Raw genomic sequence first — 18,356 nt, forward strand, 5'->3', positions numbered from 1 at the left:
GGGCGATATCCACCCAGTTGTCGGCCCCGCAGATGGTGGCACAAAGGGTGATGGCCACGATATCCACTAGCTTGTGCCAGCGGGTGCGCTCCACCCGAGGATCGGTCAGCTCCGAGAAGTGCTCCACTAGACTCGCTCCAGCCATGACAGCCCCCTCTCCCTACATCGCTGCTCCCCACCTCCTGCAGGTTCCTTGCCTACACTAACCACTTAGATGCAATCGCCCTACCTTGCCTCCCCGGCTTGACGGCACGAGCGATTGCCGATATTATACTGGTCCGATAGGAATTAGCGGCCTTTTCCCGTGGAGGCCGCCAGGAGGCCACTGATGCAGGCTACCGAACAACTGAAGACCGAGCACAATGCCATCAAGTTAATGCTTCGAGTGTTGGACGCTGTTGCCGATCGGCTGGAGCGGGGGGACTCGGTAGACGCGGCCGATGTCAACGCCATCGTCGAGTTCATCCGCGTGTTCGCCGACCGTTGCCACCACGGCAAGGAGGAGGATCACCTCTTCCCCGCCCTCGAGCGGGCAGGTCTGCCCCGCGACGGTGGCCCCGTAGGGGTGATGTTAGCCGAGCACGACCTGGGTCGGGAGTTCGTCCGGGGACTGGCCGAAGGTGCCTCCCGCCTGAGTGACGGCAGTTCCGAGGCCGCGGCTCAGGTGGTCCGCAATGCACGCGGCTACGCCGATCTTCTGCGTCAGCACATAGACAAGGAAGACAACATCCTCTATGAGATCGCCGACTTTCACCTGGATGCCCGAGAGGATGCGCGCCTGGTGGAGGAGTTCGAGCGAGTGGAACGGGAGCGGGTGGGGCCGGGCAGGCACGAGGAGTTCCATCAGCTGCTGCACGACCTGCGAGATCGCTATCTGAGTTGAGGTCGTCCTGCCTGGGCTCGAGGGTTGTCTCCGAACAGGGTTGACCCTCGAGCCCTTTGCTGGGTGGCCCGAGGGGCGGAGTGTGTTGCCGGTGCCCTCTGTAGAGGAGGGAGTGCCAGCCGACGCCCGCCGCGGTGGGCCACCGCGCTTGAGGGAGCTGCCTGCCGTCCGGTATGATAGCAGCACGGCAGTGCAGGCCGCCGGGACTAGATGGTGCCCTGGCGCTTCTGGAGGCGTTTTCATGAAGGAGTTAGTGATCGTGGGAGGAGGGCCGGCCGGCATGGCGGCTGGCATCTACATCGGCCGGTACCGCCGGGATGCGGTGTTGCTCACCGAGGAGTTGGGCGGGCAGCTGGCTCTCATCACCGAGCTGGACAACTATCCTGGCTTCCCTCAGGGCACCAGTGGCCCCACCCTGGCGGCGCTCATGCAGCAGCAGGTGGAGCGCTTCGGCATGGAGTTCCGCTTCGATCGGGTCCTCAGTGTGGACTTCTCCCGCCAGCCGCTCACCTTGTTCACCGAGGCGGGCAAGGTGGAGACGCGGGCGGTGATCCTGGCCACCGGCACGGCTCCGCGCAAGCTCGAGGTGCCGGGGGAGGACAGGTTCCTGGGGCAGGGCATCTCCTACTGCGCCACGTGCGATGGCTTCTTCTATCGCGGCAAGGAGGTGGCCGTCGTTGGCGGTGGCAACTACGCTGTCGAGGAGGCTCTGGCTCTAACCCGGTTTGCCACCCACATCACCATCATCCCGGAACGGGAGGCCCTGTGGGCAGTGCCCGAACTCCAGGAGCGAGTGGCACAGCGTCAAGACGTGACAGTGCTCGCCAACGCCGAGGTCACCGAGGTGCTGGGCAACCAGACGGTCGCCGGCATCAGAGTCCGAGACCGGACCACCGGAGCCACGCGCGATGTGCCGGTGGAAGGCGTATTCGTGTACCGCGGCCGGTCCCCCAACAGCGGCTTCGTGGCGGACTGGCTGGAGCGGGACGAGCGCGGATACATCGTAGCCGAGGAGTCAGGCGCTACCGCCGTCCCCGGGGTCTTCGTAGCGGGATCGGTCCGTCGGGGGACGCCAGGCCAAGTGGCGACATGTGTGGGGTCTGGGGCCACGGCCGCGCTCACGGCAGAGAGGTTCGTCGCCCAGTAGGGGCTCTGACATAGGCCACGGCGTGGAGGACGCCCCTCTGGAGCATGAGCTCACGACCGCGGCGAGCGGTAGCTCCGGGCTGAACCTCGGAGCCGGGCCGCGGCAGAGCTTGGGCCTTTGGCCGGCTCAGGGCTGATTCGGCGTAGGTTGGGAGCGGGCCTCAGTCCCGGCCGTCACCGTTACCGATCACGGTGAGGGCGCCCAGCGAGAGCCTTGCTTGCCTGCAGCTCTCTTTGTGTATCCCCATGGCCAGATGTAAGATCATTACATCACATGCTCGGAGGCACCCGTGGCCGCGATGCATCGCTTGCAGGTGTGCCTGCCGCATGACCTACACCGATTTCTGATCCGAAAGGCCGAGCGCGACGGTGTCAGCGTGGCGGAGGTCATCCGGAGGCTGGTGATCCACGAGGCAGATGAGACCCCTGCGGCAGATGCTGCCGAATACGTACTGGATATGGTAGGCATGTGCTCCGGCCCGGAGCCCCTGCGCGACGATGTCCCCGTCAGCGAGTGCCCGGAGCTGTACCTGGCCGCTGCCGTATGGGACTCCCGCGACTAGCCGGGCGCTCCGAGGACCCCAGTGGCTCGCCTTCTACTCGACACCTCCGCCATCTACGCCACTGTGGTCCGTCAGGACCGGAACCACGAGGCTGCGGCACGCCTCTTCCGCGAGCAGGTCCAGAGCGGTAGGGGCTTCGTTATCCTGGACCTTGTGTTTGCCGAATCCCTCACTCTGATGAAGGCGCGCTGGGGTGCGCAGGCTGCAGTCCGTGCAGGTAAGAGGCTGCGCGAGCCCACGGTGTTCCAGTGGCGGTCCCTTTCACCCGTACGCGAGCAGCAGACCTGGCGCACGTTCGAGCGATACCAGGGCGAGGACTGGTCATACACAGACTGCGCTGTACTGGCTCTGGCTCGACAGCTGGGCCACTCAGAAGTGTCTACCTTCGATAGGCACTTCGGTCAGGTGCCTGGCGTCATTCCCGTTCCAGGGCTTCAGTGGGGACCTGTCGTCCAGCCATTGGTAGGCCCCCTGGGGTCTCCTTAGGCCCCGACGGTCACCGTCAGCGTCTGTCCCTTCTGCAGAAGGGTCCTCTCCGGCAGGTGCACTACCAGCCGACCCTGCTCCACGGACGCCTTCACCGGCAGGCTGTGGCCTGCGAGCGTCGCCTCTACCGCCTTGGCCGACGTCACGCTGCCCAACACCAGCCGCTCCAGAGGCAGGGAGCCGTAGTCCACTCGTAGGGATGCCGTGCCGCTTCCCTCCTCGATCTGCTGCTCGTACGTCCCCCAGGCGCCGTCCACCGACCAGAAGGAGCGCCAGTCCTCCGGGCGCAGGCGGGGGGTGAACCCCAGGCTCCGATGGGGCATGTCGAAGTGGAAGCCCGACAGCGCCGTGAGCACCGACCACGAGGCCAGCGAGCGGGCGTAGTGGCTGCCGCATTCGAACTCGTTCCAGGGGTTGCGGCGCACCCCGTCGTGGCGCTCCCGCAGCCCACGCACTATGGCCAGCCCCTCTTCCACGAAGCCTTCGTAGATGAGGTGAGAGGCCACTTGGTACTCGATGCCGCACCAGACCTCGTCCGAGTAGGGGAAGGGTATCTCCGGCCGCCCGCCCCGGGGCCAGGTACAGAGCAGCAGCCCCTTCTCGTCGTTGAGGGCGTAGATGCGCTGGGGGTTGGGGTGCTCCCACAGCTCCGTCCGCCAGTTGTGCCGGAATATGGACTGCAGTGCGGAGCGCACGTGCTCGTGGTCCAGTAGCAGCCCCAGCCCCACGATCTCCGCCAGCCACTGGCCGATCACCTGATCGGCCAGGCAGCCCTCGCCGTACTGGTACTTGGGGGTGCGCTCCCAGTCGGGCTTTTGCACGTACCACTCGCCGTTGAACAGCTCCGAGTCCATCCGTCGCCGGCCGCTCTCGAACATGCGTCGGTACTCCGCGGCGTCGTCGGCACTGGCTCCGGGGGCGCCGGTGGTGGCCAGGTGGCGGGACATCTCCTCGGCGGCGCGCAAGGCGCCCAGGTAGAAGGAGCCGATCATGGAGTTGGGGCCGGAGAACTCGATGTCGTAGGTGTTGTGCTGGATGCCCTCGATCACCCCGTCCCGGTCGGCGTCCCATTGTTGCCAGGCGTACTCCAGCGCCTTCCTCGCCCTGGGCCACCACTTTCCCAGCCACTCGTCGTCGCCGGAGAGCTTCCAGTCGCGGTACAGCTTGAGCAGGCCGCCCAACTGGCCGTCGGCGGCGGCGTGGAACTGCCAGGGGGGGCTTCCCAGGGGTAGCTGGAGCCGGAAGCCCATGTGGCCGCCGTCGGTCATGTTGTAGGTGTAGTCCGCCTCGCGCAGGGAGCGCTCCAGCGAAGGGAACAAGAAGGCGACCGTCTGGGCGTAGTTCCAGACGTGGGTGCAGGAGCCTTCGCAGCAGCCGGCGTCCGAGTGGCAGCCCTCGAAGCCGTAGAACGTTCCATCCGGCAGCCGCAGGACAGTGGGGCTGTGGAGGATGCTTGCCTGGCTGGATAGGGCGTCCAGCACGTAGGGCGGTAGCTTGGAGGAGAAGAGCACGTCGTGGAAGAGCTTAGTCTGGCCGCAGAGCCGGTCCTCGTGCTGGGCGAAGTAGCGGGCCACGTCCAGGGCGTCGCTCCACTGAGTGGCGTAGTAGTTGCGCCACACGGGCCTGTCGCCCTCGCACGGGCAGTCATTCTGGCGGCCACCCCAGTACTTGACGAAGTTGGGGAAGTGCCAGGAGATGAAGAAGGGCAGGACGACCTTTTGTCCCGGGTTCAGGTGCGCCCGCAGACCCAGAGAGCCCACGTCGCTGTGGCCTTCCTCGGAGGGCGGATACTCCCGCTCGGGGACGGAGCCGTCGGCCGAGAAGTGGTCCCAGAAGTCGTGCATGGCATCGAACCAGCCCGCCCGCAGGGAGGCCTTCTGGTGGAAGACGTCGGCCCAGGTGGTGGTGAGGGCCATGGAGCCGAACTGAGGGTGATTGCGCGGATACTTCCCCGAGGTCAGGTAGATCCCCCGGACCGAGTCCTCTTCCACGTAGGAGTTGACGTTGCCTCCCAGGTGCTCGCCCACGAAGGGGCCCGACCCCGGGTAGCCCACGGCGTTGAAGAGGCTGCCCAGCAGGCTGACCTCGACCGGCGTCCTCGTGGTGTTGGTCAGGTGGAAGTAGAGGACGGCGATGGGTAGGCCCGACTCATCGGGGTTCATGGGGATGAAGGGGCTGAAGGCTTCCAGCCTCACTTGCACCGGCAGCTTGGGATCCTCGAACTCCACCCAGGCCAGGGGGAATTCGCCCCGCAGGGCGGCCGCCCACATGTGGGGCAGGCCGGAGCCGTCCTCCCGGGTGACTCCGAAGCCGAAGCCGCGGTAGCCTCCGCCGCCCCGGCCGGAGTAGGGCGGGCTGGGCGGTCCCTGCACCACCCGGGTGACTGGCTCCTCGCCCTGGGCCCGGGCCCAGATGCTGAAGAAGGAGTAGGGCAGGATGGTGCCCTTGTTGGGCCGGTTGAAGATCTCCCAGTCCACCAGGGACCCGCGGGCGGTGAGGGAGATGCAGCCGGTGCCGATACCGCCCAGAGGGAAGGCGGCCTCGGTGGCGGTGTAGCCGTCGTGAGTGGGCTGGGGGCCCAGGGCCAGGAGTTCGTCGCTGGAGTAGGCGTCCGAGTGCTCGATCATGGTGGTACCTCCGTGGTCGGTGGTGGAGGCGCGGCTGGGGGGATTGAACACGGGGTGGGGCCGGCTGTCAATCGGGGCGCGCCAGTGTCCTTGCAGCGTGTATAATGTGACGGAGGGAAACACGTAACAGCTGAGATCAGAGTCGAAGCGGAGTCGGTGATGACGGGTCAGATTGACATTCCTTGGGGAGAGCTTCCGGCGCTCTGTCGCAAATGGCGGGTCCGGGAGCTGTCGCTGTTCGGATCCGCTCTGCGGGAGGACTTCTCGCCAGAGAGCGATGTGGATGTGCTGGTCAGCTTCGATCCCGGTGCGCCTTGGGACCTGTGGGACCTAATCGAGATGCAGGGGGATCTAGAGCGGCTCTTCGCCCGGCCTGTGGATCTAGTGGAGCGCGAGGTCCTGCGGAATCCGTGGCGCCGGGAGGAGATCCTGCGGACAAGGCGGGTGCTACTGGGGAGTTGGGCTGGGAACGCGGCGTAAGCCAGGTGAACTGCGCTGGAGAACTCGCCCAGTCCACGGTTCGAAGGCCAAGCTGCACGCTAGGCCAACCCGGAGTGATGGTCAATGCAGAACCGTCCTGATGCTGATACTGGTCCAAGTGGTCCGGGGCTGCCACAGCTTTCGCCCCAGCAACGGCTGCTGCTGGAGCGCCTCAACGGACTCAACCATGATCTCGGCGTCATGTACTACGGCGCCCTCCTTGTCTGGCTGCGACCGGACAACCCTGACCATTTGGCACTTGCCGCGCACGGCATTCGCGAGCTAGTGGAGAAGATGCCTAGATTCCTCAACGTCGCAGTGCAGGCCCAGGGTGAGACCATGAAGAACAAGGTCTTCGGGCTTTACGACTGCTGGCAGCAGACCCTTAAGGTGAGTAAGTGCTACGACACAGGCTCTCGGCTGTGGGACGGCCAGATCGACAAGGCGCTTTCCAGATTCCTTGACAGGCTGTCCTCCTTCTTCCTGTGGATCGAGACCCACCGTCCTCGGCGGAAGACAGAAGCGGCGCAACTGCTGCTGCGGTTGGAGGCCTCCGGCAGAGTCCTGCCCCAGCCACTTAAGGGCCTGAATGCTGCCGACTGGTTGCGGTTGCGGGACTACTTTGAGGGAACGGCGCATCATCGCTCCACTACGCGCGAGGAGTTTGCCAGGCGGCTTGATGCCCTCGAGAGATTCCTTCTGGAGCGACTGGTCCCGAGGACGTTCGCCGATTTCGAGCAGCTTGACGAACTGATGCGGCAGGGCGAGTCAGATGGTTGCGAGATAGTGGAAGAGGTGCTTCAGCTGATCCGGAAGCAGTATGCCAACTACGAGTACTTCTTCTCGGGTCTCACCTCGCCGGAGTGGATAGCGCCGCTCCGAGACAAGGGGTTCTTTCAGAATCCGCCTGATCCAGTGGTCGATGCTGAGGGACTCGTGGGGTTCCCCCCTTGGCCTGAATCCCGTTATCTTCAGCGGGTTGCCGGTTCCGCCCCGAGGCAGGTGCTCGACATTGTGTTGTCGCTGACGCACACAGAGAACGCACGCGTGCGCGAGGATCTTGCTCAGGCTGCCTGCGCCATGCCTCCGGAGCTGGCGTCTCAATGGGCCCGGAAGGAAGCCGAATGGATTCGCGGTCAGTCCTACCTGTATCTGTCATTACCGAGCGCATTAGGCGAGCTCCTGAGTCATCTAGGCCGTGGCAACTGCGCCGGTGAAGCGCTCTGTCTAGCCCGCGCTCTGTTGGCAATCCTTCCAGAGCCCGAGGCCGCTAGCGCAGGGGCGGAGCATTCTGCCGGAGCCTTCGCACGGCCCTGTGCCCGGTTTGATGAGTGGCAGTACGAGCAGATTATCAGAGACCACGTGCCTCACCTGGTGACCGCGGCAGGTCTGGCGGCTGTGGATCTCCTCTGCGATCTGCTGGCAGATGCCGTGCGCCTCTCCGGCGAATCGCCGGAGGACTCGTTCAGCGACTACTCCTACATCTGGCGGCCAGAGGTTGAGTCTGACGAGGAGCATCCCCACGACCTCAGAGACGTGCTGATCACCGCCGTGCGTGACGCTGGTGAAGCTCTCATGCCAGGCGAAGGTGGCGCAGTGCTGGAGCGGATAGAGGCCCGGCCATCGGCAGTGTTCCAGCGGATAGGGCTGCACCTGCGCCGGGAGTGGCCGACGGTCGATCCGGCGGGCACTGCGGCGAAGATCCTCGTAGGTCGCTGTTCGGCAATCACCAGGTATGGCATGAGTATTACTTGCTCGTACAAGACCGCTTCGAGCACCTTCCGTGCGAGCAGCAGAAGCAGTATCTCCAACTCGTCCAGGCCAGCGAGGACTATGAGATGCTACGACCTGTGAGCCAGTGGCTCACAGGAAGGTGGCGACAGGTGTTCGACGAATTCACCGCTGATCATCCGGGACCGGTCCGTCCCGACTTGCTGGTGCAGCCAAGTCGAGTCTGGGTCGGCCCCACCAGCCCCAAGGACGCGGGCGAGCTAGCCTCGATGCCGCTCAGTGAGTTGGTGGAGTTCCTGGCAGCGTGGGCTCCAGCGGGTCAGTTCATGTCCCCGTCTCCTGAGGGGCTGGGTAGGACGCTGTCAGAGGCTGTTGCCTCCAACCCTGTGCGGTTCGCGCAGGAGGCTCGCCAGTTCATCGGGTCTGATCCAACGTACGTCCGCCACTTCGTCTCCGGGCTGCGGGAAGCCGCCGAGAAGGGTTCATCCTTCTCCTGGGGGCCCGTACTGGAGCTGTGTCAGTGGGCAGTCGAGCAGCCGCGCGAGCAGGCTCGGGCTACCCAGGAGCTGGAATACCGGGAGCCCCACTGGGGTTGGACCCGTCAAGAGATCGCCAAGCTGCTGTCCACAGGTTTCGAGAAGCGCCAGTCAGAGATGCCCTATGAGCTCAGGAGACCGGCATGGGTGGTTCTAGAGCCAATCACCGATGACCCCGATCCTACTTCTGAGCATGAAGCCGAGTACGGCGGCGATAACATGGATCCGGCGACCATGTCTATCAACACGGTGCGGGGCGAGGCTATGCACGCGGTGGTGCGCTATGCGCTGTGGGTGCGGCGCCACCTGGAGGGACTGCCAGATTCGCACGAGAGGTTGGGTAAGGGCTTTGACGAGATGCCCGAGGTGCGTGCAGTTCTGGATCGTCACCTCGACAGCAACGCGGACCCCACTCTCACCGTGCGGTCAGTATACGGCAAGTGGTTCCCGTGGCTTGCCCTGCTGGATCGAAACTGGGCAAGAGCGCGTGTGGAACGCATCTTCCCATCCTTGGAGCCTACGAGCCGCTTGAGGGACGCCGCGTGGGATAGCTACGTCTCGTTCTGTGATGCCTATGACGAAGTGTACGAGCTGGTGCAGGACCAGTACAAACAGGCAGTGCACAGACTGGGAGAGACACAGAAGCGACCACTCCGGCTTCGCAGCCCCGATGAGTATCTGGCGCAGCACCTCATGGCGCTGTACGTGCGAGGAACGGTGACACTCGACGAACCCGATGGCATTCTTGCGCAGGTCTATGCCAGGGCAAACGACAGCCTCCGTGCTCATGCCCTGAGCTCAATTGGCGGGCGGATCGCCAAGACGCCCGGCCTCAGCGAGGTGGCGAAGGAGCGCTTGCACAGGCTATGGCAATGGCGCCTGGACGAGGCGCAGATAGCGGGCGATGTGGAGGCCCATCGGGAGGAGATGGCGGCGTTCGGGTGGTGGTTCACCTCAGGGCGATTCGATGAGACCTGGGCTCTAGATCAGCTGGCGGCTGTTCTGAAGTTGGCAGGGTGGGTAGAGCCAACCGCGCTGGTTCTGGAGCGACTTGCCGAGATGGCTGCCCGAGAGCCCGGGAGGGCCACGGAGTGTCTGGATGCGTTGATTGAGAACGACGCCCGGGGGTGGGCTATCCTCGGATCACACGAGGAGATCAGGAGCATCCTTCAGACGGCGCTGCACAACCAGCACCAAGAGACCCGCCGGTCCGCTGAAGCGACGGTGAACAAGCTGTTGGCCCGTGGGCACCTCAACTTCCGCGACCTCCTGCGGAGCTAAGGTCTCTAACACCTTCCACGGAGCTTCGCGTGGTGGGCGCGGCGCAGTGGCGCCAAGCCCCCAGCTACCGCACCTGCCGCCGGTTGAGCCCTGGGTCTGCCGGCGGCTATACTCGCTTGCGTCCCTGACTGCGGATCGGTCGAGGTAGGCGATGCTAAGGCAGCAGCAGGCAGGTTCGGGTCCCGCGCACTTCACTCAGCTTGACGAGCTTCGCCAGCCCATACTGATTGCGCTCGCCCTCGCGGGTGGCGCGGTATCATGGTTCTGGGTGATTGTGGTTGCCAACTTCGAGACAACTGGGCCGTTGGCGCCCGCGGTGCTGATGTTCGTCTGCTGCGTGAGTTGCCTGATCGGCGGCCGCCACGCCGTCAGGTGGCGCAGCACCTTCCTCCTGCTGGGTACGGGCGGATCGCTCCTCCTGGGTTCGGCTCTGGCACCCTCCCCCGTCTGGCTCTACTACCAGTCTCTCGTCGTCACCGTGGCTGGCTTGCTCAGAGGGCCGAGCTTCTCCTTTCGCAGCGCTCTCCTTCTCACGGCGGGGACGGCGGCGCTGGCACCGTCGCACATGGCGGCCAACCTGGCACCCTTGGGCCTCCTCTGGATGACGGCCGTCGCCTCGTGGCTAGCCTCGCGCAATCTCTACACGGCGCTGAACTGGGCCATACAGAGCCAGGCGCAGGCTCAGGCCACGGCCAGCGAGGTCCAGCGCCGCCGGGGTCAGCTCCGGAGCACACTTGATTCCTTGAGGACGGCCCACGCTGCCCTGGCGCGCACCAACCAGGAGCTCGAGATCGCTCGACGCGATGCCGAGGAGGCGCGCCTGCTCAAGACGGAGTTCGCCGCCAACATCAGCCACGAGCTTCGCACCCCTCTCAGCCTGATCCTGGGCTTTACCGAGATCATGAGCCGATCTCCGGAGGTGTACAAGGGCGCCCGGTGGACTCCCACCCTGCGGCGGGATGTCAACGAGATCCGTCGCAACGCTCGCTACCTCTCCGACTTCGTGGACGACATCCTGGACCTGGCGCACATGGATGCCTTCCGCATGACCATACGTCGCGAGCCGACCCAGGTGGCGGCGCTCATCGAAGAGGCCGTCGGGATCACCCGTCGCCTCCTCAAGGGTAAGCCGGTAGTGCTGCGGGCCGAGACAGAGAACAGCCTTCCCGAGCTCATGATAGACCGGGTGCGCATTCGGCAGGTGCTGATCAACCTCCTCACCAATGCCTGCCGGTTCACCGAGCAGGGGACCATCACCGTGAGCGCCTACAGGACGGGCGAGGAGGTCGTCGTCGCCGTAGCTGACACCGGCCCCGGCATCCCCGAGGAGGAACTAGAGCGGGTCTTCGATCAGTATCATCAGGTGGCCGCCTGGCGCAGCCCGGAGGACAGGGGGAAGGGTCTCGGTCTGGCGATTGCCAAAGGTCTCTTACAACTCCACGGTGGCCGTATCTGGGCCGATAGCGAGGTGGGGAAGGGCAGCACGTTTCGCTTCACTCTGCCCATAGTTCCGAAGTCGGACGGCAGGCTCAGAGCGGCCGGGAGCGTTCCCAGAGCCGCCCAGAGGCCTTCCTCCAGAGTTCTGCTGCTGGACCAGGACCAGCAGACGGCCCTGTACCTCAGGCGCCGCCTCGACGGCATCGCCGTCAGTGTGGCGACCGATGCCGCTGAGGCACGGGCCCTGGCCGAGCGGGAGCATCCGGATGCTGTCGTCGTGAATCTGCCCCCCGAGACCGATTTCCCCGGCTCCGTGCTCAGGGAGCTCTCGCTGCCGGAGGGGGTGCCGGTCATCGGCTGCACCCTGCCCAGTTGGCATTGGGTGGCGGAGAGCGAGAGGTTCGCCGGCTACCTGGCCAAACCGGTCTCGAGCGAGAGGCTGCTTGCGGTGGTGCAGAGCCTCGCGCCTTCCGGCAGAGTGATGGTGGTAGATGACGACCGCGGCTTCGTGCAGTTCGTCCAGCGCACCTTCGAGACCGTCGGCCAGCAGGGGAGGCTGAGCTGGGCTTACGACGTGGCAGAGGCGCTGGACCTGATGCGCCAGCAAGTCCCCGCGCTCCTTCTGCTGGACCTGGTTCTGCCGGGCCGGGACGGCTTCGCCCTGGCCGACATGGTGCGGGGCGACGAACGGCTGGCTCACGTGCCCATCGTGGTCGTCAGTGGGGCCAGCCTGGGGGAGGAGGCGGTGGTCAGCCGCGGAGACACGTTCATCCTCACCAAGCCGGCGGGGTTCCAGGGAGAGGAGCTGATTCAGCTGCTCAGGAACGTCCTGAGTACGGTCAAGGCGCGGTACGTCAGTGGGAGAGGCACCTCTGCAATGCAGCCAGCAACTGGAGTTGGGACACCGGCTTTCTCAGATACGCCGTAGCGCCCAGAGTAGCGGCCAGGTCGAGCTCCTCGAAGACGGAGCAAACCAGGATGGGTATGTCGCGGGTCTCCGGTTGGGCTTGCAGCAACTGGAGCACGCTCCACCCGTCCTGCTCGGACATGAGGATGTCCAGGATTATCACCGCCGGCCGATAGCGCCGCGCCATGTCGAAGCTGAGCCTCGGGCTGGGCGCCACCACCACCTGCCACTCGCGGGAGCTGGCCAGGTAGCGCTTGTAGAGCTCCACCGCCCCCCTGTTGTCCTCTATCACCAGGACCACCCTGCTCTCCCGCGGCGGCAGCTCCAGAACCAGTTGCAGCCGACCCTGGTCAAGGGGTTCCTGGCACCATGCCAGGTCCTGCACTTCGGCGAGCTTCTGGGCGGACAGGAAACCGCGGTCCTGAAGGAGGTCCTCGTCTACCGTGGCCGCCAGGCAGACCGCCACGGCCGCTTGGCGGATGGTGGTCGAGATGTGCACGATCCCTCCGGTGGCGTGGCGGATGAGGGCGCTCAGGGCGTGCACCAGTGTCTGCTTGAGCAGGGCGTCGTTAGCGAAGACGGTGTACGGGGTGTCCGAGGGTGAGCAGGAAATGTTCACCTGACACTGGGCCGCCAGTGCCCGCACGGTCTGGACTACGGACTGGAGTGTTGGTGCGAGGTCCAACGGGCCCGAGTGGGGAGATAGGGACTGCAGCTCGTCATCGAGGACGTCCTCGGGCTCGGGAGGCTCCTGCGGAGCGGCGAATGCTGGCGTACTGGTGGCCTTTCCCTCCCAAGGGTACAGGGCCAGCAGCTTGGTTAGGCCCTCTATGGCGTGGTCCAAGTCGCGATAGACCTGGCGTCGGCTGGCGTGCAGCTCCTCGGCGATCCTTGCCATCGGCAAGCCCTCTATGAAGCGCAGCGACAGCACCTCGTAGCTGCGGGCATCGGAGGAACGAAACGCTGCCGGACGACAGGGTTGGAGGACCTCGATCGCCTCCATGAGCACCGTCCGCAGGTGCAGAGCCCGCGAGAGGGGGTCCGGCCTCGCATCTACCTGAGGAAGCCTGCGGGCGATGGGATTCTCTGCCAGCGCGGCGGCGTCATAGAGGTTGTCCAGAGCGTGCCTAACCTCGTCCTCACGAATCTGCAAGGCCAGCCTCCTGCCAGTGGTGCTGTCGGTTGGGTTGGCACAGCGTGTCACAGATTGTCACACACTTGGGTATGGGAAGTATAGCATGTGTAGGCTAGACTACGATGGACATCCCAACCAGCCAGAACCGCATATCCCACGGTGTTCATCCGCACGGTTCAGTAGTCTGTCCCAGGAGAGGAGGACTGCGGTGAGAATGCGAATGTCGTCCAGACGACAGTTCATCAGTGGCGCCGTCAAGGTGGCAGGGGCGACGGGAGGGTGGGCGCTGCTGGCGTCATGCGCTCCGACAGCCGCCCCGGGGGAGGCAACGCAGGTGCCCGCCGCCGAACAGGAGGCCCCGGCTGGCGAGGCACCCAAGGCGGCAGGCGAGGGCCCGGTGTACATGCGCTGGCTGACCGACCACTATGGTGGCCTCCGCGGGCAGCTTTCGGACGAGGCTCTCGAGCGCTACAAAGAGATGCACCCGGACGTGGAGATCGTGTACGAGCCCGTGCCCGAGGTGGCGGAGCGCCTGATGGTGTCCTTCGCCGCAGGCGTCGAGCCGGACATCATGTTGTTCTCCGACGACCTGATGATACCATATGGTCACCGGGTGCTGGACTTGACGCCGTTTTACGACGCGGACCCGGAGATCAGCCGCGAGGACTACATGCTGGTCCCGGCGCTCTTCCTCAAGGACAACAAGGACTGGTGTGTGCCCTTCCAGGGGAACATCCAGGGCATGTGGATCAACGAGGACCTCTTCAAGGAAGCAGGCGTGCCCATGCCCTGGGAGTACGACCACGCGGGCGACAAGTGGTGGGACTGGAACGACTTCTTGGTGACTTGCCAGGCCATCAGGCAGCTGCCGCCTCGAGAGGGGATGGACATCTATGGCATGATGCTGGCAAACCGGTTCGAGTGGGGGTATCTGTCCTGGGTCCTGAGCAACGGCGGCAACTATGCCGACGTAGAGCAGGGCGTCTCGACCTTCAGCTCGGAACCGACCAAGGAGGCCATGAAGTTCGTCGTGGATCTGTTCTGCGAGTACGACGTGGCCATGCCCTTCGAGCAGATCGAGGTCACCCGGACGTCGCTTGGGGTGCGTCCCTTCAACGCCGGGCTGGCCGGCTGCGCGGAGCTGACCAACGAAGGTCAGGTGAGGGCGTCGGAGCTCAACTGCTACCGCGTCGCCTTCCCGCGCTCGCCCAGGACGGGCGAAGCCCATACCGGGCTCAACAACCAGCCTCACGTCATCGCTGCCGGCACGCCCTTCCCTCAGGAAGCCTTCGACTTCATCAAGTTCATGGGGAGCCGGGAGATCCAGTGGCGCGCCTATGAACTGGGCTGCTTCGATGCCTGCCGCATAGACATCTACGAAGACCCCGAGCACTACTCTGACTGGCCGGCCATCTCGAAGGAAGCCATCGTTGAGCAGATCAGGGAAGGTGGTTACCGCCCCATGTTCAACAGCTTCTGGGAGTGGGTGAGTGACTTCCATTCCATCATGGAGGAAGTGTGCGCCTGCGACCTGTCCTTCGAGGAGGGTATCGCTGAACTCGACGCGGTTACGAACGCGGTTCTGCAAGCTCACTAGCCGGTAATCAGGTAGGCGGACGGCGCTACTGCCGTCCGCCTGTTCCTCACGATCCACTCACGTCCAGGAGGATGTTTCCGCCGATGTCTGCGGTCAAGAGCGTGCAGGGCGCGCGGGCGGAGACGGTTGGCCGTCCTGGTCTCTACCGGGCGAGCCGATGGAGCCGATTTCGGGCGAACCTGGCCGGCTTCGCTTTCATATCTCCCTGGGTGCTGGGCTACCTGGCCTTCACCGTGTTCCCATTCGTGGCCTCCTTCGTCCTCAGCATGACTGTGTATGACATCGGAAGCCCGCCTGCCTTCATTGGCCTGAAGAACTTCACTCACATGTTCACCGCTGATGGCAAGTTCGCCATGTCCATACGGGTGACATTCCTCTACGCTTTCATGGTGGTCCCGGCCACGACCGTGCTGGCGGTGGGGACGGCGCTCCTGCTGAACCAGAAAGTGCGGGGTATCCCCTTCTTCCGCACCGCTTTCTACATACCGGCTATGGTCAGCAGCATCGGCTGGCTGCTCTTGTGGACCTACATCCTGCAGAAGCAGGGAGCGCTCAACTGGGCGCTGGCTAAGATCGGCATCGAGGGCCCGGCATACCTCTATGACAAGAACTGGGCCTTGCCCGCACTGGCCATGATGGAGCTGTTCTCCGTAGGCAGTTCCATGCTGGTGGCTCTGGCAGCGCTGCAGGGGGTGCCGGAGTACCTCTACGAAGCTACGGACATGGACGGCGGCGGCGAGTGGGCCAAGTTCTGGCACGTCACTCTTCCTATGATCTCCCCTGCGCTCTTCTACAACGTGACCATGAGCTTCATCGGCGTCATGCAGACGTTCGCCAAGGGATACATCATGACCGAGGGCGGACCGCGCGATCGCACCCTCTTCTATGCCCTCTATCTGTACAACAACGCTTTCTGGTACAACCGCATGGGATACGCCTGCGCCCTGGCCTGGGTGTTATTCGTCATCATCCTGATCATCACGGCCTTGAACTTCCTTGGGGGGAGGTACTGGGTGTTCTATGAGAGCGAGGGAGCGGGCTAGATAGCATGAGGGATACCTCGCTGGAGGGCCGAGAGTGACTGCTTCTACCGCTTCTTTCTACCGAGGCAAGGCTTTCAGGCAGCGCCTGCGCAGGGGCACCGCCTACGTGCTGCTCGTCATGGGCTTCGTGTGGTTCTCCTTCCCCCTCCTCTGGATGGTCCTGGGCTCGTTCAAGTCGTTCGCCGACCTTGCCACCATCCCACCCCGGATATGGCCCTCCAGCTTCCACTGGGAGAACTACCCGCACGCCTGGACCATAGTGCCCTTTGGCCGCTACTTCATTAATACTGCCATCATCACCGGAGCCAACATTATAGGCATCATAGCGAGCTGTTCCCTGGTAGCCTATGGCTTCGCCCGTCAGCGGTTCTGGGGGCGCAACTTCTTCTTCGGTGTGATGCTCAGCACCATGATGCTCCCTAGCTGGGTGACTCTGATTCCGCAGTTTCTCATCTTTCATGCCCTGGGGTGGGTGAACACGTGGTACCCGCTCACCGTGCCGGCCTTCTTCGCCACCGCGGCCAGCTACATCTTCTTGCTGCGGCAGTTCTTCCTCACCCTCCCGCTCGAGCTCGATGAGGCCGCCAAACTGGACGGTTGCAGCCGGTTCGGCATCTATTGGCGCATTCTCATGCCCCTCTGCGGCCCCATCGTGGCGACCATCATGATATTCACCTTTATATCCCACTGGAATGACTTCTTTGGGCCTCTCATCTACATCCATCGTGCGGAGCTCTATACCGTCTCCATTGGGTTGGCCTTCCTCCGCAACGCGGTGTCCTTGGACACCGGCGAGCCAGTGCAGGCTCTGCTGCTGGCCGCCAGCGTCTTCTGTTCCCTGCCTCTGCTTGTCGTCTTCTTCGTGGGGCAGAAGTACTTCGTGCGGGGCATCGCCCTCACCGGCAGGACGGGCATGTAGGGCCGCCGCGATCGAGACGCCGTCCACACGACCAAGATCCCAGGAGGGATAGCTCAGTGAAATCGGCTAGCGCGACCAACCAGGACCGCGGGGTACTGGGGAGAGCAGAAGTGGTAGTGGTAGGGGGTGGACTGGCGGGGGTGGCTGCCGCTGTCGCCGCTGCCCGTAACGGTGCCGACACCATTCTCGTGGAGCGGAGCCAGATGCTGGGCGGGGTGGCTACCGCGGGCCTGATGGCCTCCATCACCAACTTCTACTACACCGCCAAGAACGAACTGGTCGTCGGCGGCATCGCCACAGAGGTGGTGCAGCGGCTAGCCGACGCCGGTGCCGCTCCGACTGACTGGCGCGACCGTAGTTGCCCTCATTTCACCAATGACCCGGAAGCGTTCAAGACGCTTCTGATCGACATGTGCCTGGAAGCGGGCGTCAGGACCCTGCTGGACACCTGGGCCGTGGGCGCCATCGGCGACGGTCCCACGCTGAAGGGCATCTTCGTCGAGACCAAGGGGGGCCGATTCTCGCTATACGGTCAGACGCTCATTGACGCGGGCGGAGACGCCGAACTGGCCGTCTGGGCCGGTGCGCCCTACCACGAGGATGCGGCCCGCGCCAGCCTCGAGTTCCGGATGGGCAACGTGGACCTGGAGCAGCTCTTCCGCTACTTCCGCGACAACCCGGACGAGTACCCGACGGCCAAGGACGTCCCTCAGAGCCTGGAAGAAGTGGAGCGACACTGGCGAGGGCGCGGCTACCTCTTTGTGCCCCATGGGGCCGGCCGGCAGATGAAGCTGGTGCAGGAGGCAAAGCGCCGGGGCGAGCTGCCGGACGCGGTCGGTCTAGCAGTGGGGCTGGATGCTCTGGGCATGTACGGCATCGCTGCGACCGGCACCGCAGTGATCAACGCCAATTTCGAGAACGGCGATGCTCTCGACCCCTGGTTGCGCTCGCAATTCATCCTCGATGCCCGGCGCAGTGTGCCGGTGGTGGTGGAGTTCCTCCGCCGCAACATGCCCGGCTTCGCGAACGCCCACCTGGTCGCCACTGCGTCCGAGATCGGGGTGCGGGGCACCCGGTGGCTGGATGGCGCAGTGGTGTTGCGCGAGGAGGATATCCTGAGCGGCAGGCGCTTCCCGGACGCGGTGGGCATGGCGCCTTACCGCAAGGTGATTGACGGCCTTCTGCAGTGGCTTCCCCACGCGGCCGACATCCCCTACGGGGTCATGCTGCCCAAAGGCGTCGAGGGGCTACTCGTGGCCAGTGGCAAGAGCGCGTCCACTCAACCTCGAGGCGAACTCCGCGGGCAGTCCCGCTGCATGCAGCTAGGGGAGGCGGCCGGCACGGCTGCTGCCATGTGCGCAGCCCAGGGCTGCACTCCGCGACAACTGGATGTACGGGCCCTGCAGCGGCGCCTTCTGGAGCAGGGCGTGTTCCTGGGCGACGAAGCCCTGCTGCGTGAGCGTGGCCTGGCCTAGGCTGACGTTCCCGGGCACTCAGCGCCCGGCCCTACACCTGACTTAGCTGACTGTGCTGTGTGTCCCGCCATGCCAGATGGGGATGGCGGGCTGTCTGTCGCCATCCATTC

The 18,356-nt window shown here is 64.6% G+C and carries 15 protein-coding genes; 12 read left to right on the forward strand and 3 right to left on the reverse strand.

Annotated elements, in window-relative coordinates; genetic code table 11:
• Positions 1–145: transposase family protein (locus tag HPY83_19025; protein ID NPV10044.1), on the reverse strand; the 145-nt coding region annotated here is incomplete at its 3' end.
• 183 nt (positions 146–328) lie between these two features.
• Between HPY83_19025 and HPY83_19030 the strand changes: the two genes are divergently transcribed.
• From HPY83_19030 to HPY83_19045, 4 genes are all read left to right on the forward strand, one after another.
• Entirely contained in the window at positions 329–883 is a 555-nt protein-coding gene (locus HPY83_19030) for a hemerythrin (protein ID NPV10045.1), read from the forward strand.
• A 241-nt stretch (positions 884–1,124) separates the two neighbouring features.
• Complete coding sequence (locus HPY83_19035; GenBank protein NPV10046.1) at positions 1,125–2,030, forward strand: FAD-dependent oxidoreductase; 906 nt, start codon at positions 1,125–1,127, stop codon at positions 2,028–2,030.
• 289 nt (positions 2,031–2,319) lie between these two features.
• Positions 2,320–2,592: a hypothetical protein gene (locus HPY83_19040; protein NPV10047.1), complete on the forward strand. Its 273-nt coding sequence runs from the start codon at positions 2,320–2,322 to the stop codon at positions 2,590–2,592.
• 21 nt (positions 2,593–2,613) lie between these two features.
• A complete protein-coding gene (locus tag HPY83_19045; protein ID NPV10048.1) occupies positions 2,614–3,078 on the forward strand; it encodes a type II toxin-antitoxin system VapC family toxin in 465 nt (154 codons plus the stop codon).
• Here the strand turns inward: HPY83_19045 and HPY83_19050 are convergent.
• The gene (locus HPY83_19050; GenBank protein NPV10049.1) at positions 3,075–5,705 is read right to left on the reverse strand and encodes a hypothetical protein; all 2,631 of its coding nucleotides are present in this window, start codon (positions 5,703–5,705) and stop codon (positions 3,075–3,077) included. The genes HPY83_19045 and HPY83_19050 overlap by 4 nt on opposite strands.
• A gap of 159 nt (positions 5,706–5,864) precedes the next feature.
• Here HPY83_19050 and HPY83_19055 point away from each other — a divergent pair, with 159 nt between their 5' ends.
• From HPY83_19055 to HPY83_19070, 4 genes are all read left to right on the forward strand, one after another.
• Positions 5,865–6,185: a DNA polymerase subunit beta gene (locus HPY83_19055; GenBank protein ID NPV10050.1), complete on the forward strand. Its 321-nt coding sequence runs from the start codon at positions 5,865–5,867 to the stop codon at positions 6,183–6,185.
• Between the two features lie 84 nt (positions 6,186–6,269).
• The gene (locus tag HPY83_19060) at positions 6,270–8,039 is read left to right on the forward strand and encodes a hypothetical protein (protein ID NPV10051.1); all 1,770 of its coding nucleotides are present in this window, start codon (positions 6,270–6,272) and stop codon (positions 8,037–8,039) included.
• A complete protein-coding gene (locus HPY83_19065; GenBank protein ID NPV10052.1) occupies positions 7,937–9,733 on the forward strand; it encodes a hypothetical protein in 1,797 nt (598 codons plus the stop codon). The genes HPY83_19060 and HPY83_19065 overlap by 103 nt, the downstream gene beginning before the upstream one ends.
• 151 nt (positions 9,734–9,884) lie before the next feature.
• The gene (locus HPY83_19070; GenBank protein NPV10053.1) at positions 9,885–12,098 is read left to right on the forward strand and encodes a response regulator; all 2,214 of its coding nucleotides are present in this window, start codon (positions 9,885–9,887) and stop codon (positions 12,096–12,098) included.
• On the opposite strand, the gene HPY83_19075 is transcribed toward HPY83_19070, so the two are convergent.
• On the reverse strand, positions 12,025–13,230 hold the full coding sequence (locus HPY83_19075; GenBank protein ID NPV10054.1) for a response regulator: 1,206 nt from the start codon (positions 13,228–13,230) through the stop codon (positions 12,025–12,027). The genes HPY83_19070 and HPY83_19075 overlap by 74 nt on opposite strands.
• A 202-nt stretch (positions 13,231–13,432) precedes the next feature.
• Between HPY83_19075 and HPY83_19080 the strand changes: the two genes are divergently transcribed.
• From HPY83_19080 to HPY83_19095, 4 genes are all read left to right on the forward strand, one after another.
• On the forward strand, positions 13,433–14,809 hold the full coding sequence (locus HPY83_19080; protein NPV10055.1) for an extracellular solute-binding protein: 1,377 nt from the start codon (positions 13,433–13,435) through the stop codon (positions 14,807–14,809).
• Between the two features lie 83 nt (positions 14,810–14,892).
• Positions 14,893–15,852: a sugar ABC transporter permease gene (locus tag HPY83_19085; GenBank protein ID NPV10056.1), complete on the forward strand. Its 960-nt coding sequence runs from the start codon at positions 14,893–14,895 to the stop codon at positions 15,850–15,852.
• 34 nt (positions 15,853–15,886) lie between these two features.
• Positions 15,887–16,771, forward strand: a complete 885-nt coding sequence (locus HPY83_19090; GenBank protein NPV10057.1) for a carbohydrate ABC transporter permease — start codon at positions 15,887–15,889, stop codon at positions 16,769–16,771.
• A gap of 56 nt (positions 16,772–16,827) precedes the next feature.
• Positions 16,828–18,246, forward strand: a complete 1,419-nt coding sequence (locus HPY83_19095) for an FAD-dependent oxidoreductase (protein ID NPV10058.1) — start codon at positions 16,828–16,830, stop codon at positions 18,244–18,246.
• Positions 18,247–18,356 lie beyond the last annotated feature (110 nt).

The organism is Anaerolineae bacterium (assembly GCA_013178015.1).
Taxonomy (GTDB): domain Bacteria; phylum Chloroflexota; class Anaerolineae; order DRVO01; family DRVO01; genus Ch71.